The organism is Demequina mangrovi (assembly GCF_000759715.1).
Lineage (GTDB): Bacteria > Actinomycetota > Actinomycetes > Actinomycetales > Demequinaceae > Demequina > Demequina mangrovi.
In genome coordinates this window covers 100,982-127,365 of the sequence record NZ_BBLU01000001.1, presented here as the reverse complement: position 1 = coordinate 127,365, position 26,384 = coordinate 100,982, and the positions used below count along the sequence as shown (strand labels likewise).

General features: G+C 70.9%; 26 protein-coding genes and 6 tRNA genes. 7 read left to right on the top strand and 25 right to left on the bottom strand.

The window, feature by feature from the left end:
- Positions 1-3 precede the first annotated feature (3 nt).
- Complete coding sequence (locus TR42_RS00605; RefSeq protein WP_042212049.1) at positions 4-540, top strand: hypothetical protein; 537 nt, start codon at positions 4-6, stop codon at positions 538-540.
- On the opposite strand, the gene TR42_RS00600 is transcribed toward TR42_RS00605, so the two are convergent.
- From TR42_RS00600 to TR42_RS00570, 7 genes are all read right to left on the bottom strand, one after another.
- Complete coding sequence (locus tag TR42_RS00600) at positions 518-2,773, bottom strand: RelA/SpoT family protein (RefSeq protein WP_042212047.1); 2,256 nt, start codon at positions 2,771-2,773, stop codon at positions 518-520. The two genes, TR42_RS00605 and TR42_RS00600, sit on opposite strands and share 23 nt — an antisense overlap.
- 130 nt (positions 2,774-2,903) lie before the next feature.
- Positions 2,904-4,004, bottom strand: a complete 1,101-nt coding sequence (gene secF / locus TR42_RS00595; RefSeq protein ID WP_042212046.1) for a protein translocase subunit SecF — start codon at positions 4,002-4,004, stop codon at positions 2,904-2,906.
- Positions 4,001-5,839, bottom strand: coding sequence for a protein translocase subunit SecD (secD, locus tag TR42_RS00590; RefSeq protein ID WP_236623287.1), 1,839 nt, complete (start codon positions 5,837-5,839; stop codon positions 4,001-4,003). Before secD ends, secF begins: the two co-directional genes overlap by 4 nt.
- A gap of 83 nt (positions 5,840-5,922) precedes the next feature.
- On the bottom strand, positions 5,923-6,966 hold the full coding sequence (gene ruvB / locus TR42_RS00585) for a Holliday junction branch migration DNA helicase RuvB (RefSeq protein ID WP_042212044.1): 1,044 nt from the start codon (positions 6,964-6,966) through the stop codon (positions 5,923-5,925).
- Positions 6,959-7,549: a Holliday junction branch migration protein RuvA gene (ruvA, locus tag TR42_RS00580; protein WP_042212042.1), complete on the bottom strand. Its 591-nt coding sequence runs from the start codon at positions 7,547-7,549 to the stop codon at positions 6,959-6,961. Before ruvA ends, ruvB begins: the two co-directional genes overlap by 8 nt.
- Before the next feature lie 59 nt (positions 7,550-7,608).
- Positions 7,609-8,163: a crossover junction endodeoxyribonuclease RuvC gene (ruvC, locus tag TR42_RS00575; protein ID WP_042212040.1), complete on the bottom strand. Its 555-nt coding sequence runs from the start codon at positions 8,161-8,163 to the stop codon at positions 7,609-7,611.
- Positions 8,164-8,186: 23 nt separating this feature from the next.
- Positions 8,187-8,942, bottom strand: a complete 756-nt coding sequence (locus TR42_RS00570) for a YebC/PmpR family DNA-binding transcriptional regulator (RefSeq protein WP_042212038.1) — start codon at positions 8,940-8,942, stop codon at positions 8,187-8,189.
- Between the two features lie 130 nt (positions 8,943-9,072).
- On the opposite strand from TR42_RS00570, the gene TR42_RS00565 reads away from it, so the two are divergent.
- On the top strand, positions 9,073-9,408 hold the full coding sequence (locus TR42_RS00565) for a hypothetical protein (protein ID WP_042212036.1): 336 nt from the start codon (positions 9,073-9,075) through the stop codon (positions 9,406-9,408).
- A gap of 129 nt (positions 9,409-9,537) precedes the next feature.
- Here TR42_RS00565 and pdxT read toward each other — a convergent pair whose 3' ends face one another.
- The 15 genes from pdxT to TR42_RS00495 all read right to left on the bottom strand — a co-directional run bounded on the left by pdxT (position 9,538) and on the right by TR42_RS00495 (position 22,932).
- Positions 9,538-10,137, bottom strand: a complete 600-nt coding sequence (pdxT, locus tag TR42_RS00560) for a pyridoxal 5'-phosphate synthase glutaminase subunit PdxT (RefSeq protein ID WP_042212035.1) — start codon at positions 10,135-10,137, stop codon at positions 9,538-9,540.
- Positions 10,134-10,655, bottom strand: coding sequence for an NUDIX hydrolase (locus TR42_RS00555; RefSeq protein ID WP_042212033.1), 522 nt, complete (start codon positions 10,653-10,655; stop codon positions 10,134-10,136). The genes pdxT and TR42_RS00555 overlap by 4 nt, the downstream gene beginning before the upstream one ends.
- 22 nt (positions 10,656-10,677) lie before the next feature.
- Entirely contained in the window at positions 10,678-11,586 is a 909-nt protein-coding gene (gene pdxS / locus TR42_RS00550) for a pyridoxal 5'-phosphate synthase lyase subunit PdxS (RefSeq protein ID WP_042212031.1), read from the bottom strand.
- On the bottom strand, positions 11,583-12,737 hold the full coding sequence (locus TR42_RS00545; RefSeq protein WP_042212463.1) for a glycosyltransferase family 4 protein: 1,155 nt from the start codon (positions 12,735-12,737) through the stop codon (positions 11,583-11,585). Before TR42_RS00545 ends, pdxS begins: the two co-directional genes overlap by 4 nt.
- A complete protein-coding gene (locus tag TR42_RS00540; RefSeq protein WP_042212030.1) occupies positions 12,734-13,630 on the bottom strand; it encodes a phosphatidylinositol mannoside acyltransferase in 897 nt (298 codons plus the stop codon). The genes TR42_RS00545 and TR42_RS00540 overlap by 4 nt, the downstream gene beginning before the upstream one ends.
- Positions 13,627-14,286 carry a phosphatidylinositol phosphate synthase gene (gene pgsA / locus TR42_RS00535; RefSeq protein WP_042212028.1) on the bottom strand — a complete coding sequence of 220 codons (660 nt, stop codon included), beginning with the start codon at positions 14,284-14,286 and terminating at the stop codon, positions 13,627-13,629. Before pgsA ends, TR42_RS00540 begins: the two co-directional genes overlap by 4 nt.
- Positions 14,287-14,829: an HIT family protein gene (locus TR42_RS00530; RefSeq protein ID WP_042212026.1), complete on the bottom strand. Its 543-nt coding sequence runs from the start codon at positions 14,827-14,829 to the stop codon at positions 14,287-14,289.
- Between the two features lie 2 nt (positions 14,830-14,831).
- Positions 14,832-16,823 carry a threonine--tRNA ligase gene (gene thrS, locus TR42_RS00525; protein ID WP_042212024.1) on the bottom strand — a complete coding sequence of 664 codons (1,992 nt, stop codon included), beginning with the start codon at positions 16,821-16,823 and terminating at the stop codon, positions 14,832-14,834.
- Between the two features lie 69 nt (positions 16,824-16,892).
- On the bottom strand, positions 16,893-18,467 hold the full coding sequence (locus TR42_RS00520) for a deoxyguanosinetriphosphate triphosphohydrolase family protein (RefSeq protein ID WP_081953089.1): 1,575 nt from the start codon (positions 18,465-18,467) through the stop codon (positions 16,893-16,895).
- A 61-nt stretch (positions 18,468-18,528) separates the two neighbouring features.
- A complete protein-coding gene (gene thpR / locus TR42_RS13950) occupies positions 18,529-19,074 on the bottom strand; it encodes an RNA 2',3'-cyclic phosphodiesterase (RefSeq protein ID WP_052405466.1) in 546 nt (181 codons plus the stop codon).
- A gap of 60 nt (positions 19,075-19,134) precedes the next feature.
- Positions 19,135-19,293 carry a hypothetical protein gene (locus tag TR42_RS14915; protein ID WP_161786602.1) on the bottom strand — a complete coding sequence of 53 codons (159 nt, stop codon included), beginning with the start codon at positions 19,291-19,293 and terminating at the stop codon, positions 19,135-19,137.
- Positions 19,294-19,425: 132 nt separating this feature from the next.
- The gene (locus TR42_RS00510; protein ID WP_042212022.1) at positions 19,426-20,583 is read right to left on the bottom strand and encodes a low temperature requirement protein A; all 1,158 of its coding nucleotides are present in this window, start codon (positions 20,581-20,583) and stop codon (positions 19,426-19,428) included.
- A gap of 255 nt (positions 20,584-20,838) precedes the next feature.
- Positions 20,839-20,910 (bottom strand) — tRNA-Val (locus TR42_RS00505).
- 37 nt (positions 20,911-20,947) lie between these two features.
- Positions 20,948-21,826, bottom strand: a complete 879-nt coding sequence (locus TR42_RS00500; RefSeq protein WP_042212020.1) for an aminotransferase class IV — start codon at positions 21,824-21,826, stop codon at positions 20,948-20,950.
- Positions 21,823-22,932: a chorismate-binding protein gene (locus tag TR42_RS00495; protein ID WP_042212019.1), complete on the bottom strand. Its 1,110-nt coding sequence runs from the start codon at positions 22,930-22,932 to the stop codon at positions 21,823-21,825. The genes TR42_RS00500 and TR42_RS00495 overlap by 4 nt, the downstream gene beginning before the upstream one ends.
- 175 nt (positions 22,933-23,107) lie before the next feature.
- Here TR42_RS00495 and TR42_RS00490 point away from each other — a divergent pair.
- The 5 genes from TR42_RS00490 to TR42_RS00470 all read left to right on the top strand — a co-directional run bounded on the left by TR42_RS00490 (position 23,108) and on the right by TR42_RS00470 (position 23,611).
- Positions 23,108-23,180 (top strand) — tRNA-Gly (locus tag TR42_RS00490).
- Positions 23,181-23,212: 32 nt separating this feature from the next.
- A tRNA-Cys gene (locus tag TR42_RS00485) sits at positions 23,213-23,283 on the top strand.
- 1 nt (position 23,284) lies between these two features.
- Positions 23,285-23,359: transfer RNA gene (locus TR42_RS00480), tRNA-Val, on the top strand.
- 49 nt (positions 23,360-23,408) lie between these two features.
- Positions 23,409-23,484, top strand: a tRNA-Gly gene (locus TR42_RS00475).
- 52 nt (positions 23,485-23,536) lie between these two features.
- Positions 23,537-23,611: transfer RNA gene (locus TR42_RS00470), tRNA-Val, on the top strand.
- 51 nt (positions 23,612-23,662) lie between these two features.
- Here TR42_RS00470 and TR42_RS00465 read toward each other — a convergent pair.
- The 3 genes from TR42_RS00465 to TR42_RS00455 all read right to left on the bottom strand — a co-directional run bounded on the left by TR42_RS00465 (position 23,663) and on the right by TR42_RS00455 (position 26,276).
- Positions 23,663-25,093 (bottom strand): glycoside hydrolase family 1 protein, encoded by a 1,431-nt coding sequence (locus TR42_RS00465; RefSeq protein WP_042212017.1) that lies wholly within the window; start codon positions 25,091-25,093, stop codon positions 23,663-23,665.
- A gap of 66 nt (positions 25,094-25,159) precedes the next feature.
- Positions 25,160-25,420, bottom strand: coding sequence for a PTS transporter subunit EIIB (locus TR42_RS00460; RefSeq protein ID WP_042212015.1), 261 nt, complete (start codon positions 25,418-25,420; stop codon positions 25,160-25,162).
- A complete protein-coding gene (locus TR42_RS00455) occupies positions 25,410-26,276 on the bottom strand; it encodes a PRD domain-containing protein (RefSeq protein ID WP_042212013.1) in 867 nt (288 codons plus the stop codon). Before TR42_RS00455 ends, TR42_RS00460 begins: the two co-directional genes overlap by 11 nt.
- Positions 26,277-26,384: the final 108 nt, after the last annotated feature.

The following is a 26,384-nucleotide window of genomic DNA, read 5'->3' as shown; positions in this document are numbered from 1 at the left end:
GTGATGATCCTCGTGCATCCGGACACGACCGGCCCGCTCGCCTATGTGCGGCTGGTGCGCGACGGCACCGTTGCTGCCGTGACCCGAGAGGCGGCCCGACCGACGGACGTCCCGGACTCCCCCGGGCTGCGCGCGCTCGGCGCCGCGCCCCGCGTGCCCGCGCACACGGTCCTCACCGGCACGGCCGCCCTCTGGGTGCACGGGTGGCGCGATGCGCCGCCCTCGACGTGGCACGCCGTCGGCGCGCGCGGCCTGTACCGCCCGCCGGGCTGCCTGGTGGAGCTGCACTCGGGGGCGACGGCGCGGAGCGGGGCCCGCATCGGCCCGGTGCGGATCGCGCCTCCGCCCCGCGCCTGCCTCGATGCGCTGCGCTGGGAGGACCCGGGACATGCCCTCGCGTCGGTCTTGAGCGGGCTCGTCACCGGCCGCATCGCGCCCGCCGAGCTCGCGCACGCGTTCGGCGAGGAGTCGCCCGCGGGCACGGGCTACAGCAGGCTCAGGTCGCTCCTCGCGGCTGTCACGGACGCTTCGCGCCGGTGACCCTGCGGGCGTCGTACACGCCGTCGATGCGGCGCACCGCGCTGAGGATCGCTCCCAGGTGCGACGGGTCCGCCATCTCGAACTGGAAGCTCGACATCGCCACCCGCTCGCGCGTGGTGGACACGTTCGCGGACAGGATGTTGACGTGGTGGTCGGAGAGCACCTGAGTGACGTCCGAGAGCAGCCGGTTGCGGTCGAGCGCCTCGACCTCGATCTGCACGAGGAAGGTGCCGGCGTTCTGGCCGGTCCACTCGACGTCGATGAGGCGCTCGTTCTGCGCCCGGAGCTGCGCGAGGTTCTCACAGTCGGCGCGGTGCACCGACACGCCGGAGCCGCGCGTCACGAAGCCCTGGATCGGGTCCCCCGGCACCGGCGTGCAGCAGCGCGCGAGCTTGACGACCACGTCGGTGAGCCCGTGCACCGCGACGCCGGGATCCCCGCGGCGCGCGGAGGTCCGCTTCGCCGGCAGGCCGGGACGGGTGATCTCGGTGAGGTCCTCGTCGGCGCCCTCCTGGCCGCCCACGGCCTCGACCATGCGGGTGACGACGTCGGCGGCCTGCTCCTTGTGCTCGCCGATCGCGGCGTAGAGCGAGTCGACGTCCTCGTAGTGCATCTCCTTCGCGAGGGCGAGGAGGGTGGGCCGGCTCATGAGGCGCTGCATCGGCAGCTGCTGGCGCCGGATCGCGCGCGCGAGCATGTCGCGGCCGGTCTCGATCGACTCCTCGCGCCGCTCGCGCGTGAACCACTGACGGATCTTGTTGCGCGCGCGGGTGGATTCGACGAACTCGAGCCAGTCGCGCTTGGGGTGCGCGTTCTCGTCGGAGGTGGTGAGCACCTCGACCGTGTCGCCGTTCTCGAGCGTCGAGTCGAGCGGCACGAGGCGGCCGTTGACCTTCGCGCCGATGGTCTTGTGCCCCACCTCGGTGTGGACGGCGTACGCGAAGTCGACCGGCGTGGCGCCCTGCGGCAGCGAGAGGAGCTTGCCGCGCGGGGTGAAGACGTAGACCTCGGCGCGCGAGATCTCGCCGCGGAGGCTGTCGAGGAACTCGGTCGGGTCGGCGGTCTCCTGCTGCCAGTCGGCGATCTGACGCAGCCAGCCCATGTCGCCCTGGTTGCCCTGCGACTGGTCGCCGGTCTTCGCGTTCTCCTTGTAGCGCCAGTGCGCCGCGAGGCCGTACTCGGCGCGACGGTGCATGTCGTACGTGCGGATCTGCAGCTCGACGGGCTTGCCCGTGGGACCGATCACCGTGGTGTGCAGCGACTGGTAGAGGTTGAACTTGGGCATCGCGATGTAGTCCTTGAACCGGCCCGGGACGGGCTGGTAGCGCGCGTGCATCGCGCCGAGGACCGCGTAGCAGTCGCGCACCGTCTCGACGAGGATGCGGATGCCCACCAGGTCGTAGATGTCGTTGAGGTCGCGGCCCCGGACGATCATCTTCTGGTACACGGAGTAATAGTGCTTGGGGCGGCCGGTGATCTCGGCCTTGATGCGCATGCCGCGCAGGTCCTTCTCGATCTCGGCCCGCACCTGCGCGAGGTACTTCTCGCGCTCGGGCGCCCGGTCGGTGACGACGTCGACGATCTCCTGGTAGATCTTCGGGTAGAGCGTCTGGAAGCTGAGGTCCTCGAGCTCCCACTTGATCGCGTTGAGGCCCATGCGGTGCGCGAGGGGCGCGTAGATCTCGAGCGTCTCCTGCGCCTTCTTACGCGCCGACTCCGGCGAGACGTGCTTCCAGGTGCGGGCGTTGTGGAGCCGGTCGCAGAGCTTGAGCAGCAGGACGCGGATGTCCTTGGCCATCGCGACGACCATCTTGCGGACCGTCTCCGCCTGCGCGGCGTCTCCGTACTTGACCTTGTCGAGCTTGGTGACGCCGTCGACGATCATCGCGACCTCGCCGCCGAACTCCGCCTCCATCCGCTCGAGCGGGTAGTCGGTGTCCTCGACCACGTCGTGGAGCAGCGCCGCCGCGATCACGGAGTCGGGCATGCCCAGGTCGGCGATGATCTGCGCGACCGCGATCGGGTGCGTGATGTACGGCTCGCCGCTCTTGCGCTTCTGGCCCCGGTGAGCCTCCTCGGCGACCTTGTAGGCGCGCTCGATCAGGCCGGTGCGCCCGCGCGGGTACATCCGCCGGTACGTGTCGAGCACGCCGTCGATCGCGCTCGCCTCGCGGCTCCCCCGCCGGAGGAACCCGAGCCCGAGCGTCCCGGTCGAGGGACGAGTCTCCGTCACGCATACCTCCGAGGCTGGGTAGAGCGACAGTCTATCCGCGCGCGCCGGTTCCCGATGTCATCCCTGGTAGCACGAAGGGGACGAGGCGCGGGTGGTTTTCCGCGCATCGTCCCCTTCGAGAAGGTTGCGATCAGCCCTTGCGCTTCTTGCGCTTCGGCTGGGCCGCGGTGCCCTGGTGACGGCCCTTGTCGACGGCGCCGACGCGCACCTCGCCGTCCTCGCTGATCGCGACGTCGGACTCGCCGGCCGCGCGCAGCTCGAGCACCTTCGCGGTGTGGGCGGAGATGCGCTCCTCGTTGTCGCGCAGCGCGACCTCGACGGGCGTCGCGACGAAGATCGACGAGTACGTGCCGACCGCCATGCCGACGAACAGCGCGAGCGAGATGTCGATGAGCGTGCCCGCGCCGAGCAGGAACGTGCCGATGAAGAGGATCGCGCTCACGGGCAGCAGCGCGACCACCGAGGTGTTGATCGAACGGACCAGCGTCTGGTTGAGGCCCAGGTTCGCGAGCTCGTCGTACGTGTAGCGGTGCTGCGACGTGAGGTTCGCGGTGTTCTCTCGGATCTTGTCGAACACCACCACCGTGTCGTACAGCGAGTAGCCGAGGATCGTGAGGAATCCGATGACCGAGGCGGGCGAGACCTCGATGCCGGTGGCCGCGTAGACGCCGACCGTGATGATGAGGTCGTGAGCGAGCGCGACGAGCGCGGCCGCGGACATGCGCCACGCGCGGAAGTACAGCGCCATGACGATCGACACGAGGACGAGGAAGACCACGAGCGACTTGACCGCCGCCTTGCCGACCGACGCGCCCCAGGTCGGGCCGATCTGCGTGAAGCTGACCTGCGCCTCGGGGACGTCGTAGGCCTCGGCGAGCTGCGTGGTGATCTCCCGCGCGGTCTGCTGCGCGGTGTCCTCGTCGAGGACGCCGATCTGGATGCGCACGTCGTTGTCGCCGAGGATGGTCACCCGGGCGGTCTCGTCCGGAGCGAGCTCCGCGACAACCGCACGGGCCTCCTCGGGCTCCGTGATCGCGGTGTCGGTCACGCGGAACTCGGTGCCGCCCGTGAAGTCGATGCCCATGTTGAGGCCCTTGGTGAAGAGCATGAGCAGCGACAGCGCCACGAGCACGCCCGACACGAGGAACCAGCGCTTGCGCTGCTGGACGATCGGGTAGGTCTTCTCACCCGAGTGGAGCTTGTTGCCCCACTGCGCCAGATTGAGCTTCATCGGTTGTCCTCCCCCTCGGGGCGCGCGTCGACGGTCTCGGACGGCTCGTCGGCCGCCTCCGTCCCGCCTGCCGCGGCGGCGGCAGCAGCCGCCTTGCGCTCCGCGAGCGTCGGCTGGTCGAGGCGCGCGACGCGACCCCGGCCCTTGTACATCGTGTCGCGGCCCAGCTGGCGCGGGTCGAGGCCCGACCACTTGTGGCCGTGGGCGAAGAACGGCATCTTCGCCATGAGCATGAGCACCGGGTGCGTGAAGAGGAACACGACCAGGATGTCGACCAGCGTGGTCAGGCCGAGCGTGAACGCGAAGCCTCGCACGCCGCCCACCGCGAGGATGTAGAGCACCACCGCGGCGAGGATGTTGATCGCGTCCGAGGCCAGGATGGTCCGGCGCGCGCGGCGCCAGCCGTGGTCGATGGCCGCCTGGAGGCTGCGTCCCTCGCGGAGCTCGTCGCGGACGCGCTCGAAGTAGACGATGAACGAGTCGGCGGTGACACCGATCGCCACGATCAGACCGGCCACGCCGGCGAGCGACAGGCGGTAGCCGATGGTCCACGACAGCAGCGCGATGAGCGAGTACGTCACGCCGCCCGCGATCACGAGCGAGCCCACCGTCACCAGCCCGAGCGCGCGGTACTGGATGAGCGAGTAGATCACCACGAGCACGAGGCCGATGAGGCCGGCGATGAGGCCCTTCTGGAGCTGGTCGGCGCCGAGCGTCGCGGAGATCTGCTGCTCCGACTGGACCTCGAGGGTCATGGGCAGGGCGCCGAACTTGAGCTGGTTCGCGAGCTGCGCGGCGGACTCCTGCGTGAAGGATCCGGTGATGGAGGCCTGGCCGCCGGTGATGGTGGTCGAGACCGAGGGCGCGGAGATCACGACGCCGTCGAGCACCATCGCGAACTGGTTGCGCGGCTCCTCGAGGTCCTTGATGCGGCCGGTGGTCTCGGCGAACTTGTCGCCGCCGTCGTCGGTGAGGTCGAGGCGGACCTCGTAACGGCCGGTGAGGCTGCCCTGCGAGTTGTACTCGGGGCCCGAGGTCGCGGTCGCGACGTCGGTGCCGTCCATCTCGACCGGGCCGACGATGTACTTGACCAGGCCGGTCTCGTCGCAGACCGCGTCCGCGAGGGCCGGGTCGCCCGGCGTGACGCCGGAGAGGTTCGCGGGGTCGGTGCAGTCGAGCGCGTCGAACTTGGCCTGGACGTCGTCGGTGATCCACTCGAGCGACGAGGGGTCGGTGCCCTCGGCGGGCGCCTCGGAAGCGGCGGACGCGTCGGCGGTGGCGCTCGCCTCGGCCGACGGCTCCGCGGAGGCCTCATCGGCGGGCTCGGCGGTCTCCGAGGTGCTCGGCTCGGCCGATGCGCTGGGCTCCGCGGACGCGTCGTCGGTCGCCTCGTCCGTCGCCGTGGCGGAAGCCTCGTCCGTGGACTCGGTGGTCGCCGTCGGGTCGTAGCTGACCGTCAGCACCGGGCGGAACTGCAGCTGCGCGCTCTGGGTGACCAGCGCCACGGTCTCCTCGGACGGGTTGCCGGGGAGCGCGACGACGATGTTCTCGCCCTGCGTGCTGATCTCGGCCTCGGCGACGCCGGAGCCGTCGATACGACGGCGGATGATCTCGACCGCCTGGTCGAGGTCGGCCTGATCGATCGTCTCGGAGCTGCCCTCCGCGAGCACGGGCGTGAGGACGATCTCACGTCCGCCCGCGAGGTCGAGCGCGAGGCTGGGGGTCATCGACGCCCCGCCCGTCACCACACCGACGGCCAGCAGTCCATAGAGGCCGACGACGATCGCGCCCAGCCAGGTCAGCGCACGACGCGCCTCGTTCTTCACACGTGCCACAGGAATCCTCACGGTCTCGGCTCGCTTGAGCCCCGAGCGATTCTAGGGGCGCGCGGCCACCGAGTCGAACACGGCACGCAGCGTCAGTCGAACAGACGTCCGCCCGCCTCGCCTCCGATGGCGTCCGCGGGGGGCGTGAGGCCGAGGTGGAGCCAGGCGTCGGCGGTCGCGATCCGGCCCCGCGGGGTGCGCGACATGAAGCCCTCGCGCACCAGGAACGGCTCCGCGACGGTCTCGACCGTCTCGGTCTCCTCCCCGACCGTCACGGCCAGCGTCGACAGGCCCACGGGGCCGCCGGCGAAGCGCGTGCACAGCGCCTTGAGCACCGCGCGGTCGAGGCGGTCGAGCCCGCGCTCGTCCACCTCGTAGACGGTGAGCGCCTCGCGTGCCGCATCGAGGTCCGCGCGCCCGTTCCCGTGTACCTCGGCCCAGTCGCGCACGCGCCGGAGCAGGCGGTTCGCGATGCGGGGCGTGCCGCGGGAGCGCGAGGCGATCTCGTGCGCGGCGTCGTGCGCGATCGAGACGCCGAGGCGTCCCGCGGAGCGCACGACGATGGCCTTGAGCTCGTCGTCCTCGTAGAAGTCGAGGTGGCCCGTGAAACCGAAGCGGTCGCGCAGCGGCGCGGGCAGCAGACCCGCACGGGTGGTCGCGCCCACGACCGTGAACGGCGGCAGGCTCAGCGGGATCGAGGTCGCACCCGCGCCCTTGCCCACGACCACGTCGACGCGGAAGTCCTCCATCGCGAGGTAGAGCATCTCCTCGGCGGGTCGCGCGAGCCGGTGGATCTCGTCGAGGAACAGCACGTCGCCCTCGTCCAGCGAGGACAGGATCGCCGCGAGGTCGCCTGCGTGCTGGATGGCCGGCCCGGAGGTCAGCCGCAGCGTCGATCCCAGCTCCTGCGCGATGATCATCGCGAGGGTGGTCTTGCCGAGGCCCGGGGGACCCGAGAGCAGCACATGGTCGGGAGGCGTGCCGCGGCCCGTCGCGGCGCTCAGCACGAGCGAGAGCTGCTCGCGCACCACCCGCTGGCCGACGAACTCGTCGAGGTTGGACGGTCGCAGCGCGGCCTCGTTGGACCGCTCGATCGCGTCCGCGTCGGGGCTCACCACCCGGGCCTCGTCATCCACGCGTGCCTCCCAGGTGCTTGAGCGCGGCCCTCAGGGTCGCGCCGGTGTCGCCCGGGGCGACCGGCTCCTCTGCGACCGCGTCGACCGCGGCCTGCGCCTGCTTGGCCGGGTAGCCGAGCCCGACGAGCGCCTCGACCACCTCGCCGCGCGCATCGGCCGCCGGAGCGCCCGGGGCGTCCTCGGGCAGCACCAGCTTGCCGCCGAGCTCGAGCAGCAGCCGCGACGCGACCTTGGGGCCGATGCCGGGCACCTTGGTGAGCGCCTTCTGGTCTCCCGCGGCGACCGCGCCGGCGAGCGCCTCGGGCGAGTGGACCGCGAGCATCGCGAGGGCGAGCTTGGCACCCACGCCCTGCACGCTCTGGAGCTGCTCGAACGTGTCGCGCTCCCCCGCCGTGAGGAAGCCGAAGAGCGTCATGGAGTCCTCGCGCACCACCATGTGCGTGTGCAGCGTGGCGTCCTGGCCGACGCGCAGCTCCGCGAGGGCGGCGGGCGTGGCCAGCACGCGATAGCCGACGCCGGCGACGTCGAGGATGAGCGCTGTCGCTCCCGCATGGGCGACGCTCCCCCTGAGCTGTGCGATCACGCCGAACCCCTTTCGAACACCTGTGCGAACAGGCTAGCCGATGGGTGCGACGGTCCGGCTCAACCGCGCCGCCGCGCCGCCTTCTCCGCCTCGGCCCAGCGCCGCTGCGCCGGCGTGGTCGCAGCCGAACCGGTCGGGGCCGCGCCCCCGCGCCACGCATGGGCGATGGCGATCGCGAGGGCGTCCGCCGCATCGGCCGGTCTGGGCGCCTCGGACAGTCCCAGCAGCCGCGTCACCATGAACGTCACCTGCGCCTTGTCGGCGCGGCCGTTGCCGGTGACCGCGGCCTTGACCTCGGACGGCGTGTAGAGGGACAGCGGAAGCCCGCGGCGCTCGGCCGCGAGCATGATGACGCCCGAGACCTGGGCCGTGCCCATGATCGTCGAGACGTCGGAGCGCGCGAAGATGCGCTCCATCGCGACGGCCTCGGGCTGATGCTCGTCGAGCATCGCCTCGAGGACCGTCGCGATCTGAGCGAGACGCGCGGGGGTCTCGAGCGTGGACGGCGACGTCGCGACGCGCACGTCGAGCATCGTCACCCGGCGCGAGGCGCCGGACTCGACCACGCCGAGACCGCATCGGGTGAGGCCGGGATCGACCCCCAGGATGCGCATCGTCCCCCCGCCGTCTCTCCGGCTTACGCCTGAGCGGCCTCGAGCACCTCGTCGGACGCGTCGAAGTTCGCGTAGACGTTCTGGACGTCGTCCGAGTCCTCGAGGGCGTCGATGAGCTTGAGCATCTTCTTGGCGCCCTCGACCTCGAGCTCGACCTTCATCGACGGCATGAACGTCGCCTCGGCGCTGTCGTAGTCGATGCCCGCCTCCTGCAGCGCGGAGCGCACGGCGACGAAGTCGGTGGCCTCGGAGATGATCTCGAACACGTCGCCGAGGTCGTTGATCTCCTCCGCGCCGGCCTCGAGGGTCGCCTCCATGAGCGCGTCCTCGGTGACGTCGCCCTCCTTGGAGACGATCACCTGGCCCTTGCGCGAGAACAGGTAGGACACCGAGCCCGGGTCCGCGAGCGTGCCGCCGTTGCGGGTGAGGCCGATGCGCACCTCGGTGGCCGCGCGGTTGCGGTTGTCGGTGAGGCACTCGATGAGGATCGCGACGCCGTTGGGGCCGTAGCCCTCGTACATGATCGTCTCGTAGTTGACGCCGTCCGCGTCCTCACCGGAACCGCGCTTGACGGCGCGGTCGATGTTGTCGTTCGGGACGGACGACTTCTTGGCCTTCTGGATCGCGTCGAACAGCGTCGGGTTGCCCGCGGGATCGCCGCCGCCCACGCGCGCCGCGACCTCGATGTTCTTGATGAGCTTGGCGAACAGCTTGCCGCGCTTGGCGTCGATCGCGGCCTTCTTGTGCTTGGTCGTCGCCCACTTGGAATGCCCGGACACGTGTGCTCCTCGTCGAATGGCGGTCTGGAATCCCGTCCAGTGTAGTGCCAGCGGTGAGGGACGATGCGGCGCCTGGCCGTGCGCGCGCGGGCTCTGGCGGTGCCGCGGGCGGTCGCGCTAGCGTGCCCGCATGGTCACCCGGCGCGCGGCGCTCCCGATGGCGGTGGCGCTGCTGCTCGCGGCGTGCGCACCGTCCGAGCCCACCGAGGTGCGCGGGCCCGTGGCGATCATCGGCTGGTCGAACGCCGGCAACGAGCAGATCGTCGATGTCGACACCTGCAACGGCGACCCGGTGGCCGAGGTGGTCGAGACCGACACGACGGTCACGATCACCGTCACGTCGACCAGGCGTGACCCGGGCGATGCCTGCCTGGACATCGTGCGCGTCGAACTCGACGCAGACCTGGGCGACCGCCAGGTGATCGACGGGGTCACCGGTGAGGAGCCGCCCGGCATCGAGGGCTGAGCGGCCACCCCGGCCGGGCCCGTGCACGCTGTGAGGTGCTCAGTGCTCGAAATCGCCCGGAACGGGCAGCCAGCACCTCACAGCGCGCCGCGGCGCGTGGAGCGCGGGAAGCGCCGGGGCGGAGACTGCTCAGACGAGGTCGAGCAGCAGGCGGTGGACGCGGTCGTCGTGGACGGCGCCGGGCGCCGCGATCTCGGGGTGGAAGCTCGTCGCGATCGCGTTGCCGTGACGCACGGCCACGGGGTGACGCTCTCCGTCCGGTCCGGTCGCGGTCGCGAGGACCTCGACCGCCGGGGCGCAGGCCTCGACCCAGGGCGCGCGGATGAAGGTCGCGTGCATCGCCGAGCCGTCGGGCTCCCACACCAGCTCGGTCTCGGCGGAGTCGACCTGGCGGCCGAAGGCGTTGCGGCGGACGGTCATTGGGATCGCGGCGAGGCTCTGCTGCCCGTCGATGCCGCCCACCAGATCCGTGGCGAGCATGATCATGCCCGCGCACGAGCCCATCACCGGCATCCCGTCGTGGATGCGCGCCTTCAGCGGCTCGAAGAGGTCGAACGCCCGCAGCAGCTTGTCGATGGTGGTGGACTCGCCGCCGGGGATGATGAGCGCGTCGACCGCCTCGAGCTCCGCGAGCCGTCGCACGCCGACCGCGGTCGCGCCCACGCGCGTCGCCGCGGCGAGGTGCTCGCGCACGTCGCCCTGCAGTGCCAGCACACCCACGGTGCTCATTCGTCCACCTCTCCTAGATCCCTCGTCACGCCGTCCCATTCGAGGAACCACGTCCAGCTCTCGCGCAGCGGCGCGGGGAACACCTCGATGGGCGACTCCCGCAGCTCGGTCTGGGTGAGCCAGGCCACCTCGTCGATGGTCTCGACCTCGATCGCGGTCCACTCCTCGGCGGTCCGCGCGCGCGTCTCCGCGTGCGAGAGCAGCCCCACGTAGATCTCCTCGAACTGCGTGTACGGCCGCGAGGCGAAGTCGAACAGCGCGGTCCTGCGCCACACGGGTCCCACCAGCTCGTGGGTCTCGAGGACGTGGCCCGTCTCCTCGGCCAGCTCGCGCACCGCCGCGGCGCGCATCGTCTCCCCGCCCTCGAGCCCGCCTCCCGGCGTGAACCAGAAGTAGCGCCCGGTGTCATGGGGGTCGTGCCCCCTCACCATGAGGAGGCGCGGCTCGTCGCCCGCGTGGGAGACGAGCAGCACGCGGGCGCCGCGACGGTGGATGCGATCCTCCGACGCGGCGCCCATACGTGCGGTGCTCAGCCCTGGCTTACCAGCCGCGCTCGGCGAGGCGGTGCGGCTCGGGGATCTCGTCCACGTTGATGCCGACCATGGCCTCGCCCAGCCCGCGCGACACGTCCGCGATGACCGACGGGTCGTCGTAGAAGGTGGTCGCCTTGACGATCGCCTTGGCGCGCGTCGCCGGGTCGCCCGACTTGAAGATGCCGGAGCCGACGAACACGCCCTCGGCGCCCAGCTGCATCATCATCGCGGCGTCGGCCGGGGTGGCGATGCCGCCCGCGGTGAAGAGCACGACCGGCAGCTTGCCGGTCTTCGCGATCTCCTGGACCAGGGGCAGCGGCGCCTGGAGCTCCTTGGCGGCCACGTAGAGCTCGTCCTCGGGCATCGCGGTGAGCGCCTTGATCTCGGCGCGGATCTTGCGCATGTGCGTGGTCGCGTTCGAGACGTCGCCGGTGCCGGCCTCGCCCTTCGAGCGGATCATCGCCGCACCCTCGGAGATGCGGCGCAGCGCCTCGCCCAGGTTGGTGGCGCCGCACACGAACGGCACGGTGTAGTTCCACTTGTCGATGTGGTGCGTGTAGTCGGCCGGGGTGAGCACCTCGGACTCGTCGATGTAGTCGACGCCGAGGCTCTCGAGGACCTGCGCCTCGACGAAGTGGCCGATGCGGGCCTTCGCCATGACGGGGATCGAGACGGCCTCGATGATGCCCTGGATCATGTCCGGGTCGGACATGCGCGACACGCCGCCCTGCGCGCGGATGTCGGCGGGCACGCGCTCGAGGGCCATGACGGCGACCGCGCCGGCGTCCTCGGCGATCTTCGCCTGCTCAGGGGTGACCACGTCCATGATGACGCCGCCCTTGAGCATCTCGGCCATGCCGCGCTTCACAAGGTCGGTCCCTACCTGGGGCTTCGTGGTCTCTTCGATGGTGCTCATGGAGATGTGACGTCCTTCGTCGGATGGGGATGGAACTCGGCGTCCATCCTAATGGCGTCGCGGTACGTCTCCTCGACGCGAGGCGCGACATTGGACCAGTCGAAGGCGGCCGCGCATTCGCGTCCGCGCTCCGCCAGGAGCTCGCGTGCGGCCGGGTCGTCGAGCAGCGCGTTCACCTTCTCAGCGAGCGCGGCGGCGTCCCCCACGGCATGGTGCGCGGCCGCGTTGCCGCCGTCCGCCATGGTCGACACGTCCATGAAGGCCTGGAGGTCGGAGGCGACCACGGCCGCGCCGGCCGCCATCGCCTCGACCAGGACGATGCCGAAGCTCTCGCCGCCCAGGTTGGGCGCGCAGTAGATGTCGACCGAGGCCATGAAGCTCGCCTTCTGGTCCTCGTCGAGCTCGCCGACCACCTCGGCGCCCGCGCGCGCAGCCTTCGCGGCGATGTGGTCGGGGAAACGCCCGGCGACCAGGAAGCGGGCGTGGGGATGACGCGCGCGGATCGCGGGGATCGCGGAGAGCAGCGTCTCGAGGCCCTTGCGGGGCTCGTCGAGCCGGCCGAGGATGCCGATGGTCGGCGCACCCTCGCGGCCCTCCCAGCGCGGGTCCGGCTGCGCGTTGACGTAATGCGAGGTGTCGACGCCGTTGGGGATGATGTGCGTGGCCTGGACGCGCAGGTGGTCGCGGATGGTCGCGGCGGCCGAGGGCGACACCGCGATGCGGGCGTCGAGCTCCTCGTAGCCGGGCTTGATCCACGGCTTGCCCAGGCGCATCGCGAGCGACTCGGACTGCGAGGAGTGGAACGTCGCGACGGTCGGGCCGATGCGCGCCCACATCGCGATGACGCTGAGCGACGGCGCACCGGGCTCGTGCAGGTGGACCACGTCGAAGTGCCCGAGCTTGAGCCACTCCCGCACGCGGCTCGCGGCCATGAGGCCGAACGTGAGGCGCGCGGTCGAGCCGTTGTAGCGGATGGGCACCGAGCGTCCCGCGCTCGAGACGTACGCGGGCACGGGGGTGTCCTCGGCGGCGGGCGCGAGGACCGAGACGTCGTGCCCGCGCGCCATCAGCGCCTTGGCGAGGTCGAGCACGTGGAGCTGGACGCCGCCGGGTCGGTCGAGCGAGTAGGGGCAGACGATGCCGATCCTCAACTCGTGGTCTCCGTCCACCCGAACCGCTGCAGCATGTGCCAGTCCTCGGGGTGCTCCGCGATCTCCGTTGCGAGGAACTGTACCCAGGCGCGCGTGAGGTGCCCCACGCGGTCGTCGCTCGGCGCGTCCGCGGGGTCGGTGACGGGACCGAACGAGAGCACCACGCCCCAGCGCGAGCGCGCGGCCCAGCGGCGGCGGCCGTGGAGCCGCTCGTAGTGCACGAAGACCGGGATGAGCACGTTGCCCGTCGTGGCGGACAGCGCGGCGGGGCCCGGCGCGACCTTGACGCCGTGACCCCACATGTCGACCTCGACACCGGAGCCCGATAGGTCGCGGTCGGCGAGCAGGCACGTGATGCCGTCCTCGGACCGTCCGAGGCGGATGAGCTCGCGGAACGTGGTGCTGCCCTCGTGCCCGAGCACCGTCATGCCGATCTTCTCGCGCAGCGCGACGAACTCGTCGAAGACCTCGCGCGGCTTGAGGATCTCCGCGACGGTGATGACGCGCGCGATGTGCCGGCACGCGTACGCGCCGACGAGGTCCCAGTTGCCCGAGTGGGACAGGGCGAGCACCGCGCGGCCGTCGGCGGCGATGCGGTCGCGCGCGCCGTAGGGGTCCGCGACGCGCACGCGGGCGTCCACGACCTTGTCGGACATGCGCCCGAGCTCGAAGGTCTCGGCGTAGTAGCGCGCGGTCGAGGCCATGCCCTTGCGCGAGAGGCTCCTGAGCGCGTCGCCCTCGAGCCCGGTGACCCGATGGAGGTTGTCCTCGAGCCGGCGGGCGGGCTTGGCGTGCCGGGCCCACTGGAGCATCGTGCCCGACCAGATGAGCCCGCGCGTGAGCGACCGCGGGACGTACCGCGAGGCGCGGAACGCGAAGAGGAAGGCGTTCATTCGTGCGGGTACGGCTGGGGCTGACCGTCGAGGCGGGCGTTCCACTCGGGGTGCTGGCGCGCCTGGCGCACCACCGCCCAGATGCGCTGGCCCACGGTGATCGCGGCGAGCACGGTGAGGATCCACAGCGCGGCCGTCAGCACCCACAGCGGGAACAGGCCGAGCCCGTAGAAGCCGACCGCCACGAGGGAGATCACCAGGCGGTCGGAGCGCTCGGCGAGGCCGAAGTTCGCGGCGACGCCCATGCCCTCGGCCTTGGCGCGGGCGTACGGCACCAGCGAACCGATCGCGAGGCACAGCAGCGCGCCGAGGGCCGTGAAGCGGTCGATGTCGATGAAGACCCACGCGAGCGTGCCGAAGATCGCGGCGTCCGCCACGCGGTCCAGCGTCGAGTCGAGGAACGCCCCCAGCCGCGAGCTCTTGCCGCCCAAGCGCGCCATGGTGCCGTCGAGCATGTCGGTCACCACGAAGAACGTGATGAAGAGCGTGCCCCAGAAGAACCAGATGCCGCCGTGCGGGTAGAACAGCACCGCGCCGAGCACGACACCGACGGTGCCGAGCACCGTCATGACGTTGGGGTGGATCCCCCGGGCGAGCAGGAGGCGCGCGGGCGCCTGCCACAGGGCGGCCATGTAGGGCCGGAGCCTGCCGAGCATCTAGTGGTCCTCTCTCCAGGCGTCGCTGACGCGTCGCCATGTGTCGTCGAGCAGCTGGGGCACCGCCTTGGTCTGCGCGATGATCGGCAGGAAGTTGGTGTCCCCCTCCCAGCGCGGCACCACGTGCTGGTGGAGGTGGCCCGAGATGCCGGCTCCCCCGACGTTGCCCTGGTTCATGCCGATGTTGAAGCCCTGCGGCCCGCTGACCTTGCGCAGCACGTGCATGGCGCGCTGCGTGAGGGCCGACATCTCGTCCCGCTCCGCGTCCGTCGCGTCGGTGTACCAGGCAATATGCCGGTACGGGCAGACCATGAGGTGCCCCGGGTTGTACGGGTACAGGTTGAGCACCACGTAGCAGTGCTCGCCCCGGTGCACCACGAGGTGCTCACGGTCGTCCGACTCCACCTTCTTGCACAGCGGGCAGCCCTTCGGCTCCCCCGCCGGCTTCTCGCCCTCGACGTACGCGAGACGATGCGGGGTCCACAGACGCTCGAAGCCGTCCGGGACCCCTCCCATCGTCTCCGCGTCGAAGGCCTCCGGCATCGTCAGACCTGCGCCTTGGTGCGCACGGCCTCGACGATGCGGCGCACGGCCTCGTCGACCGGCACCTGGTTGTCCTGGCTGCCGTCGCGGTAGCGGAACGACACCGCGTTCGCGTCCGCATCGTCGCCGCCGGCGATGAGCACGAACGGCACCTTCTCCTTGGAGGCGGTGCGGATCTTCTTGGGGAAGCGCTCGTCGGAGTCGTCGAGCTCGACGCGGACGCCCTCCGCCTTGAGCTTCGCGCACACCTCGGCGAGGTAGTCGTTGAAGGGCTCGGCGACCGGGATCGCACGGACCTGGACCGGCGCGAGCCACACGGGGAACTGGCCCGCGTAGTGCTCGGTGAGGATCGCGAAGAAGCGCTCGATCGAGCCGAACAGGGCACGGTGGATCATCACGGGGCGCTGACGCGAGCCGTCGGGCGCGGTGTACTCGAGCTCGAAGCGCTCGGGCAGGTTGAAGTCGAGCTGGATGGTCGACATCTGCCAGGTGCGGCCGATCGCGTCGCGGGTCTGGACCGAGATCTTCGGGCCGTAGAACGCGGCGCCGCCCGGGTCCGGGACCAGCTCGAGGCCCGAGCCCACGGCGACCTCGCGCAGCGTCTCGGTCGCCTCCTCCCAGACCTCGTCGGAGCCGACGAACTTCTCGGGGTTCTTGGTGGAGAGCTCGAGGTAGAAGTCCTCGAGGCCGTAGTCCTTGAGCAGGCCGAGCACGAACTCGAGGGTCTTGGTGAGCTCGTCCTTCATCTGCTCGCGGGTGCAGTAGATGTGGGCGTCGTCCTGCGTGAAGCCGCGGGCGCGCGTCATGCCGTGGACCACGCCGGACTTCTCGTAGCGGTACACCGTCCCGAACTCGAACAGGCGCAGCGGCAGCTCGCGGTACGAGCGCCCGCGGGAGTCGAAGACCAGGTTGTGCATCGGGCAGTTCATGGGCTTGAGGTAGTAGTCCTGGCCCTGCTTGGTGACGTTGCCGTCCGCGTCGCGCTCCTCGTCGAGGTGCATCGCGGGGTACATGCCGTCCTTGTACCAGTCGAGGTGACCGGAGACCTCGAAGAGCTTCCCCTTGGTCGCGTGGGGCGTGTAGACGAACTCGTAGCCCTCCTCGATGTGGCGGCGACGCGAGTACTCCTCCATCTCCATGCGGACGATGCCGCCCTTGGGGTGGAAGACCGCGAGGCCCGAGCCGATCTCGTCGGGGAAGGAGAAGAGGTCCATCTCGGCGCCGAGCTTGCGGTGGTCGCGGCGCTCGGCCTCGGCCAGGCGCTCCTTGTACGCGACCAGCTCCTCCTTGGTGGGCCAGGCGGTGCCGTAGACGCGCTGGAGCTGCGGGTTCTTCTCCGAGCCCTTCCAGTACGCGGCGGCCGAGCGCATGAGCGACCAGCCGTTCTGGAGGACGCGGGTCGACGGCACGTGCGGGCCCCGGCACAGGTCGCCCCACGCGCGCTCGCCGCCCCGGCGGACGTTGTCGTAGATGGTGATGTCGCCCTCGCCGATCTCCACCGACGCGCCCTCGGCGCCCTCGGTGTCGTGCGTGAGCAGCTCGCACTTGAAGGGCTCGTGCGCGAGCTCGGCGAGCGCCTCCTCGCGGGTCACCTCGCGGCGCACGAACAGCTGCCCCTCCTTGACGATGCGCTGCATCGCCTTCTCGAGCTTCTTGAGGTCCTCGGGGGTGAAGGGCGTCTCGACGTCGAAGTCGTAGTAGAAGCCGTTCTCGATGGGCGGGCCGACGCCGAGCTTGGCGTCAGGGTTGACCTGCTGCACGGCCTGCGCAAGCACGTGCGCGGTCGAGTGGCGCAGCACCATCAGACCGTCGGGGTCGGAGACCGGCACGGCCTCCACGCTCGCACCGGCGGGCACCTCGCGGGCGAGGTCCCACAGGGCGCCGTCGACGCGCATGACGACGACGTCCTTGCGGTCCGCGAACAGGTCGGTGCCCGTCGTGCCCGCCTCGAGCTCTCGCTCGACGCCGTCGATGGTCGCATTCACGCTGGGCACAGGTCACTCCTTGGACGTTCGGTTGTACGGGACGATGCTACCGAGAGTCGGCCCTCCCCCGTCACCGCGCTACAGCCCCTGGCCGCCGTCCCACAGCCGCTCCGACGCGCCGGAGACGAGGTTCGCGACGGACATCGCCTGCGCGTCCGTGAGGGAGGCGACGTAGTCGATGATCCCGCGCCCGGTCGCGTACCGCCGCAGCGTGGCGGCGTCGGTGGTGGGCAGCAGCTCGGGCGTGCGGTCGCGGACGGCCAGGTAGTCCTCGGCCGCGAGCTCGACCAGGTCGAGCAGACGCCGCGGGGCGCGACGCACCTCGTCGTCGTCGTCGAGCCACGCCGCGAAGCTGGTGACCAGGCGTTCGATCACGCTGGCCTGGCCCCGCTGATACACCGCGAGGTCGGGACGATGCAGCACGAACCTCTCCTGGAGGAACTTCAGCACCGCGACGTCGTGGAAGGCGGCGGCGTCGAGGCTCACGTGGCCCGAGCGGATGTCGGGGTCGCGCGTCACCACGATCGAATGCTGGAGGCGCGCGATCCACCCGGACATGAAGACCGCGAGCGCGCGGTCCGCGGCGAGCGAGCCGTCGTACGGAACGGACAGCAGCCCGTCGACCACCTCGTCGGCGACGCGGGCCACCGACTCGCCGAAGGCCTCCTCCCCCGCGATCCACGGATCGTGGCTCACCAGGCGGCGGCGCAGCAGCTCGAGCCCGTGGCCCGGTGTGCGTCGTGCGTGGTGCAGGCTCTCGATGGGCACCTCGGCCAGCGCCGCCCTGTCGCGGATCCAGGTGCGGAACTCCGCCGAGACCGCGGCCTGGTTGAGCAGGTCCGCCCGGTAGAAGTCGTCGAGGTCGTGCAGCGAGTACGCGATGTCGTCGGCGATGTCCATGACCGAGCACTCGACGGTCTGCTGGCGTCGCGCGATCTCGGGGTAGGCCCGCCGCGCGTCCAGCATGTCGTCGAGATCGAGCGTGTACGCCGAGAATTTGCGCGCGCCCTCGCCGGGCCGTCGCGGCGCGAGCCCGCGCGGCGTAGCGGCGCCCGCGCGCCACCCCTCTCCCTGCTCCCGGGTCCACGGGTACTTCAGCACCGCCGCCCGCACGGCCGAGGTGAGGTTGAGCCCCGCACCCGCGCGGTCGTACTCGTCGAGGCGCGTGAGGATGCGGAAGGTCTGCGCGTTGCCCTCGAAGCCCTCCTCGAGCCCGAAGCGCTCGCGCGCGAGCCGGTCGAGGGTCTGCTCGCCGAGGTGTCCGAACGGAGGGTGGCCGAGGTCGTGGGCCGCGGCGGCGGCCTGCACCACCACCGCGTCGCATCCGCCCAGGTCGCGCACCAGGGCGCCGCGCTCGCCCCAGTCGCCCGCGAGGGACACGGCGATCGCGCGCGCCACCGCGGTGACCTTCACCGAGTGCGTGAGCCGGTTGTGCACCGCGAGGCCGGCTCCCGACTGCGAGATCACCTGAGTGACGGCGGACAGCCGCGAGAAGTACGGCGAGAAGCGGATGCGCTCGAGGTCGACGCGGTACTCGGGGCGGTACTCGACCTGCTGGAACTCGTCGAGCTCCTCCGGCACGGCGCGCGCGACGCGGGGGTCGGGCACCGCGGGCACGCCCGCAGGATCGGTGTGCTCGCGCGTTCCTGCCATCCGGGCCTCCCGTGAATCCTTCAGGGCACCGTAGCGACGCGCGGGCCCACGGCGCCAGCGGTCACACGGCGCGCCCTGTCAACGGGTGCGTGGACCGGACCACGTAGCGGGCCTCGCCCCCGGAGACGCTCTGGATCACCTGCAGCGCCTCCGCGGCCCACGGCACCGCGAGCGGAGGATGGTGCAGGGCCTGTTCCACCGCGGCCGCACGGAGGTGATGGCTCGCGCGCGCCACGGTGATGTGCCCGGTGAAGGGGCGCTCCCTCGCAGCGACACCCGCCTCCGCGAGCGCATCGTCCACGGCGGCCGCGATGCGTTCGGCGCCCTCGACGGGGATCGCGACCACTCGCGCCGTGAGGGGCGCGGCCATGGCGCCCACGAGGAGCCGCAGGGCGCCGGACGATGCCGCGGCGCGGGCGACGGCCCGCGTCACCGCGGCCTCCGCATCGGTCTCGCCGATGAAGCGCAGCGTGAGGTGCCGCTCGATGCGTGGCGTCCAGCGATCGAGGCCCGCCTCGCGGGCGCGGCCGCGCATCGTCGCGCCGAGCGCCTCGTCCAGGGCGTCGTCGACGGCATCGGGGGTCATGATCCCCACGAAGAGCCTCACGCCTCACCGTACGACGAAGGCGCCGCCCCGTGCCCGGGGCGGCGCCTCTCGAGGGACCGGTCAGTCCTTGTTGTGGTCCTTGGCCCACTGCTCGGCCTTGGCGGCCGGCACGTCTGCGGAGTCCGGCGTGTGCTCGCGCACCTTCTCGCCGGCCTTCTTGATCGTGTCGTCGGACGGCAGCGCGTCCTCGGCCTTCTTCTTCAGCTCGTCCATGCCCATGTCGGGGTCCTTTCGTCGCTGATCGGTGGACCCTGGGGCAACGGGTCCGGAGGCCCCGGATATTCCGAGAACCCGCATCGACCCTGGTAGACCCGTTCAGCCGGCGACGTCGGCCGACGACCCCGCGGCGCTCTACGCTTCACCGCGCGGATCGGCGGGCGCGTCCGTCGCGCGCCAGTTCGCGCCCACGACGACCGGCACCAGGATCATGTCGAGCAGCGCGACCGCGCCGAGGGGCGGCAACGAGGGCGCGACCGCTGCGCCCGCGACCAGGAGCGCGGCACCGACGATCCGCACGCGCCAGCGCGTCATGCCCGCGCCGAGGACGTAGGCCGCCTGCGCCGCGAGGAAGAGCGCCGGCCCCGCGAGCAGCAACGCGCCTCCGGCTCCCGCCCGCGCCGCATCCACCTCGGCCACCACGAGGTCGGCTCCCGCCGCGAGCATGATGAGGCCCGCCATGACGAAGAGCAGCACCACGATGCCGCGATGGACCGCACCGATGGGATCCCGCGTGTCATGCGCCTCGGCGACCACCAGCTCCTCGGCGCCCCCGAAGTACGAGTACCAGAGGCACACCACCGCGACGAACGCCCCCACCACCCCCGCGACGACCATCGGCTCGGGTCCCGCGTCCGCGATCGCGCCGCCGATCCCCAGGATGGTCTCGCCCAGCAGGATGAGCAGGAACAGCCGCATCCGTTCGAACATGTGCGGGGCGTCGTAGTCGACCACCGTGGGCGCGAGCACATGGCCGGGGATCGGGTGGGCGGTGAACACCCCGATGAGGTCGATGACCGCCGCGGCCACCCACCACCACAGACGCGCCTCGGGATCGACCGCTGCTCCCCCGAGCCACAGCGGCGCCGAGAGCGCGATCCACACGAGCATGTGCCGGCTGTGACTGCGGAAGAACGTCTGCCCCTCCCGCACCGCGGACAGCGCGCTCGGCACCGCACCCGCGAGCACCAGCGGCACCGCGAAGAGCCAGGCGCCGTCCTCGAACGCGACACCGATGGCGCCGTTCATCACGAGCGCGAGACCCATGACGAGGATCGTCACCGCGCGTGTCGATCGGCGTTCGACATCGCGCAGCGTGAGGTGGAAGGACGTGAAGGTCCATACGGAGTAGACCGCGACGAGCATCACCGCGGTCTCGGCGCCCTCCCGCCAACCGAGGTGCGCCACCAGGTGATGGGTCAGCTGGATCATCGCCAGCACGAAGGCGAGGTCGAACAGCAGCTCGACCGGCGAGACCTCGCGGCGCGGCGCCGCAGTGACGTTCTCGCTCATCGCCCTCCCCCGGACAGCGTCTCGCCTCCGATCATGACCCAGCAGCGGGCATCCTGCCAGGGTCGATGGCCGGTACGCCGCAGTGGGATCTCACCGTGAGCGACGCGTGGGGCCCCGGACATGATCGGCTGCGGTCAGGCGCGGGGGTCGAGCATGACCGCGAGCGCCTCCTCGTACGGGGGCACGCCCGCGCGGGAGACGGCGCCGCACAAGCAGAAAGGCCGCCCGGACGAACCGGACGGCCTCTCGCAACCGTGGGCGATACTGGGATCGAACCAGTGACCTCTTCCGTGTGAAGGAAGCGCGCTACCCCTGCGCCAATCGCCCGTCTTCAGTTGTGCTCCGCGTTGCGGTGCGGAGACAACTATAGCGGTTGTTTGGGCTGCCTCGGACCAGGGTCGGCGTCGAGCCCGGCGCGCGCCTCGAAGACCGCGCTCAGCCGCGCGAGCAGCGGACCGTGCTCGAGCGTGGTGCGGTCGAGCGAGGCGAGCGGCTGGATGCGGCGCGTCGAGGACGTGACGGCCGCGAAGGCGTCGCCCGCGACGACCTCGTCGAGGACGCTCATCTCGAGCTCGCCGGGGGCCGCGGCACGGATCGGGATCCCCTCCTCGGCGCCCCACTCGAGCGCGAGCCCGCGGGTGATGCCCGGCAGGCAGCCCGAGGCGAGCGGCGGGGTGAGGATCTCGCCGCCACGCTCGATGAGGATGTTGGAGGTCGCCCCCTCGCACAGGTGGCCGTGCGTGTTGGCGAGGATCGCCTCGTCGGCGCCGCGCGAGCGCGCGAACTCCATGATCACCACGTTCTCGGCGTAGGACGTGGTCTTCACGCCCGCGATCGCCGAGCGCTCGTTGCGACGCCACGGCACCCGCACCGCATGGCAGGAGGTGGGCGGCGCCGAGTCGCTCGCGGTGACGACGATGGTGTGCGGTCCGCCGCCGCGCTTGAGCGGCGCGGGTCCCGTCCCGGAGGACACGGTGATGCGCAGCCTCCGCAGCCCGGTGCCGGCCGCCAGCACCTCGCCGACCGCCTCGCGCACGGCGTCCTCGTCGATCTCCGCCATGCCCATGCGCGCGGCCGAGTACGCGAGCCTCTTGAGGTGCCGGCGCAGCGCAAACGCGCGCCCGCCCTTGACCTCGAGGGTCTCGAAGACCCCGTCCCCGACAGTCCACCCGTGGTCCCCTGCGGCGACGATCGGATCGTCCTCCGCACGCAGGAGCCCCCCAGCCCACACCAGCGTTGTCATGCCGTCATTGTGGGGGTCGAGGCAAGGCCGATCAAGCGACGCGCCTTGAGCTCGGTCTCCGCCCACTCCCCATACGGGTCAGACCCCCATGTAATGCCCGCGCCGGTGCCGAATCGCAGCAGTCCGCCCTGGTCCGGGACCCATTGGAAGGTGCGGATCCCGACCGCGAGCTCGGCCCGCCGGGCATCGGCGTCGATCCAGCCGATGCCGCCGCAGTAGGCGCCTCGCGGGACCGGCTCGTCGCGCCCGATGATCCGCAGCGCGGAGGACTTCGGCGCCCCGCTCACCGAGCCCGGCGGGAAGGTCCCGTCGAGGAGAGCGGGCCACATCCGCGGGGTCCAGTCGTGATCGGGTGCGAGGGTCGCCTCCACCGTCGACTGCAGGTGGACCAGCCCGGGGTGCTCGTGGAGGCCCAGGAACTCGGGCACCGTCACCGAGCCCGGCACCGCGACGTGCGACACGTCGTTGCGGATGAGATCGGTGATCATGACGTTCTCGGACTCGTCCTTGGGCAGCATCGGCTCCCCCGGCGCGGCCGTGCCCTTGATCGGGCTCGACTCGACGCGCGCGCCGTCGACTCCCAGGTACAGCTCGGGCGAGGCGGAGACCACCCACGCTCCGGGCCAGGCGTCGGTGCGCGGGATCACGATCCTCGACGCGTACCTCGCGGGGTTCCCGGTCGCGAGACGATGCGCGAGGGCCACGGCGTCGGGGCCCGGCGCGGGCGCCGGGAGCGGCGCCTCGAGCATGCGGCACAGGTTCGCCTGATAGACGTCGCCCTCGCGGATGTCGTTCCGGATGCGACGCACGCCCGCCGTGTAGCCCGCCTCGTCGAGCGAGGTCGACCAGGACGATGCCGCGGGGCCGTGCCACTCGCGCTCGGGCGAGGCCTCGGGCACGGGAGCCGCGTCCGCATCGTCCCTCTCGACGCGCGCCATGCGCCAGGCGTCGAGCGTCCCCTCGAAGGTCGCCACCACCACCCAGAAGCCACCCTCGGCGACGCGCGCGCCGTCGCGGGCGAGGTCGGCGTGCTCGACCGGCTCCCACGCACGTACGCCGCGGAACGCCGCGCTGCCCGCTCGACGCGGATCGTCCTCCCACTGCATGGCGTCAACGCTAGCGCCGCGACACGCCCGGACGGCGCCACCTGGAGGCGAGCGCGCTCCCGTTGAGGGCCCGCACGGCGCCACGCCCGGAGACACGCGCAGCCGGGAGCCGATTTGGTTTCGCGCGCCGATATCCGCTAAGGTCTATCTCTCGTCAGGGCAACAGCCCAGACATGCGGACGTGGCTCAGTTGGTAGAGCATCACCTTGCCAAGGTGAGGGTCGCGGGTTCGAGTCCCGTCGTCCGCTCGGAGCGTCGCAGCCCTAGGTTGCGGCACTACGGTGGAGTGGCCGAGAGGCGAGGCAGCGGCCTGCAAAGCCGTATACGTGGGTTCGAATCCCATCTCCACCTCGGGCGATTGGCGCAGCGGTAGCGCGCTTCCCTGACACGGAAGAGGTCACTGGTTCGATCCCAGTATCGCCCACCACGAGGTTCCTTCGGGTCCCTCACAAGTCCGAGGCTTCTGCCCCGGCAACGCGGACGTGGCTCAGTTGGTAGAGCATCACCTTGCCAAGGTGAGGGTCGCGGGTTCGAGTCCCGTCGTCCGCTCCAAGGATCGCCGGTCTCCCCCACGGGAGCCGGCGATCGCTCCGTCTGGAGAGACGGGCGATTGGCGCAGCGGTAGCGCGCTTCCCTGACACGGAAGAGGTCACTGGTTCGATCCCAGTATCGCCCACCATCACGAAGGCCCCCGGGAGATCCCGGGGGCCTTCGTGCATCTCGACAGCGATCAGACCGCTGCGGTCTCCTTCACCGCCAGCGAGCCTCCGCGGCTCCGGATGACGTCCGCGTACCACCCGAAGGACTTCTTCCGGTGACGCGTGAGCGTGCCCGATCCATCGTCGGCGCGGTCGACGTAGATGAAGCCGTACCTCTTGGACATCTGCGCGGTCGAAGCCGAGACCAGGTCGATCGGACCCCACATCGTGTACCCGAGCACGTCGACGCCGTCCTCGAGGGCTTCCGCGACCTGCAGCAGGTGATCGTTGAGGTAGTCGATGCGGTAGTCGTCCTCCACCGTCAGCTCGCCGTCCACCTCGATCAGACGATCCTTCGCACCGAGCCCGTTCTCCACGATGAACAGCGGCTTCTGCCAGCGGTCCCAGAACTGGTTGAGGACCACGCGCAACCCCTGGGGGTCGATCTGCCATCCCCACTCGGACTCGCGCAGCGTCGGGTTGCGCACCCCTCCCATGATGTTGCCCGCGCCTGCGAGCGCCTCGGGATCGGCGCTCTGACACAGCGACATGTAGTACGAGAAGGAGACGAAGTCGACCGTGTGGCGCAGGTCCTCGAGATCCTGCGCGGTGATGTCGAGCGAGATGCCCTTGTCGCGGAAGAACCTCTTCGCGTAGCCGGGATACTCGCCGCGCACATGGACGTCGGAGAACATGAGGTTGGCGTGATCCGCATCCATGACGGCGACCACGTCGTCCGGGTTCGGGGTGAGCGGGTACAGCGGCATCGCGATCACCATGCAGCCCACCTTGATCGAGGGATCGATCTCATGAGCGGCCCGGGTGACACGGGCCGACGCGACGAGCTCGTGGTGGATCGCCTGGTAGAGATCCTGCTCGGACAGCTCGCTCTTGGGCGTGTTGATGCCCCCGGATCCGAACGGGATGTGCAGCACCGAGTTGATCTCGTTGAACGTCAGCCAGTGCTTCACCCGGTGGCCGTAGCGCTCGAAGCACGTGCGGGCGTAGCGCTCGTAGAACCCGATCAGGTCCCGGTTCACCCAGCCGTCGTACTTCTCCGCGAGGTGCAGCGGGGTCTCGTAGTGCGACAGCGTCACCAGCGGCTCGATGCCGTACCGCTCGAGCTCGTCGAGCACGCGGTCGTAGAACGCGAGGCCCTCCTCGTTGGGGACGTCCTCGTCGCCGAGAGGGAAGATGCGGCTCCACGCGATGGAGAAGCGGAAGACCGTGAAGCCCATCTCCGCGAACAGCGCGATGTCCTCGGCGTAGCGATGGTAGAAGTCGATCGCCTCGAGCTTGAGGTTGTCGGCGGTCGGGCCCGCGACTCGATCGCACATGATGCCCTGCGGCGTCACGTCCTGGATCGACAACCCCTTGCCACCCTCGGCATAGGCGCCTTCGATCTGGTTCGCGGCGGTGGCTCCGCCCCACAGGAAGGTCTCGGGGAAGCGTGCGTGGGTCATGATGGGTCCTCTCTCTGGATGGTCAGGTATGCGGGTCCGCGTCACGTGCGATGGCGCGGCGACGGGTCAGGAGCGCGACGCCACGACGGCGGCGACGGTCGCGTGGAGCTCCTCGAGCCCGGCGGAGGGCGCCACATGCAGCTCGCCGGCGCTGCGGATGGCGATGCTCACTCCCGGCAGCGCGCGGATGGCGTCGAGGTCCGCGAGCGCCGGGTCGACGAGGCGCAGCCGCAGCCGCACCAGGCACCGGCCGGCGGAGACGATGTTGTCCACTCCCCCGGCGAGCCCGATCACCGCCGAGGCGAGGACCGTCTGCTCAACGGCCACGGCAGCCTGCGACCGCGCGGATCGACGTGGTGAGCCGGATCACGTGGATCGCCAGGTAGAGCACCTCGCCGGTGCGAACCTCCCACCCGTATCGCGCGCCGATATGCGCGGCGAGACGTTGGGCGACCGCGTACTCGCGCGGCTGCGTCGTCTCGATCGCCCGCGCCAGCTCCGGAGTCTCGTCGTCACGATGCACGCCCGAACGCCCTCGTGCGTAGAGGTAGCGCAGGTGCGTGACGAAGCGCGCGACGGCGTTCTCATCCTCATCGACACCCTCGCCGTACTCGTCGCGGATGATCTCGAGGATCTGGGCCAGCATCGTGGTCATGTCGACGGTCGCCTGGATGTCGCGCGCGCCCAGCTGAGCGTTGACGAAGTGGAGCGCGAGCGGCACCGCCTCGATCTCCGGCAGCACGACGCCGCGGTCCCGCTCGACCGTGGCCAGCGCGCGCCGGGCGAAGGCGACCTCGCTGGGGTACAGCGACATCACCTCCCACTTCAGCGGGTAGTCGGTGAGACCCGCACCCTCGGCCGCGCGACGGAGCGCGAAGCTGATGTGGTCGGCGAGGGGCACGAGCACGTGGTCGGTGACGTGAGCGCCCAGCTCCCGGCGGGCGTCCTCGACGATCCGCGCGGTGAGATCGATGTCCGCGGCCGGGATCTCGTCGATCAGCGCAGCGATGCGCTCGGGAGGCGCCGCCTCGCTCGGAACGAACCGTCGCTCGATGAGCGACTCGTCCACCATGTCGCCCCGCGAGGCCTGGAAGCCCACCCCGCGGCCGAACACGACGAGCTCGCACCCTGCGTCGTCCACTCCGAGGACGACGGAGTTGTTGAAGACCTTCGCGATCCGCATCGATCACTCCTGTGTTTCGGCGGGCCGCCCGCCAGGACGACCCTACGGCAACGGATGCCGGAAATCGGCATCCCCTGCCCGGGTGCCGGTCGTGCGGGGAGCCTGCCC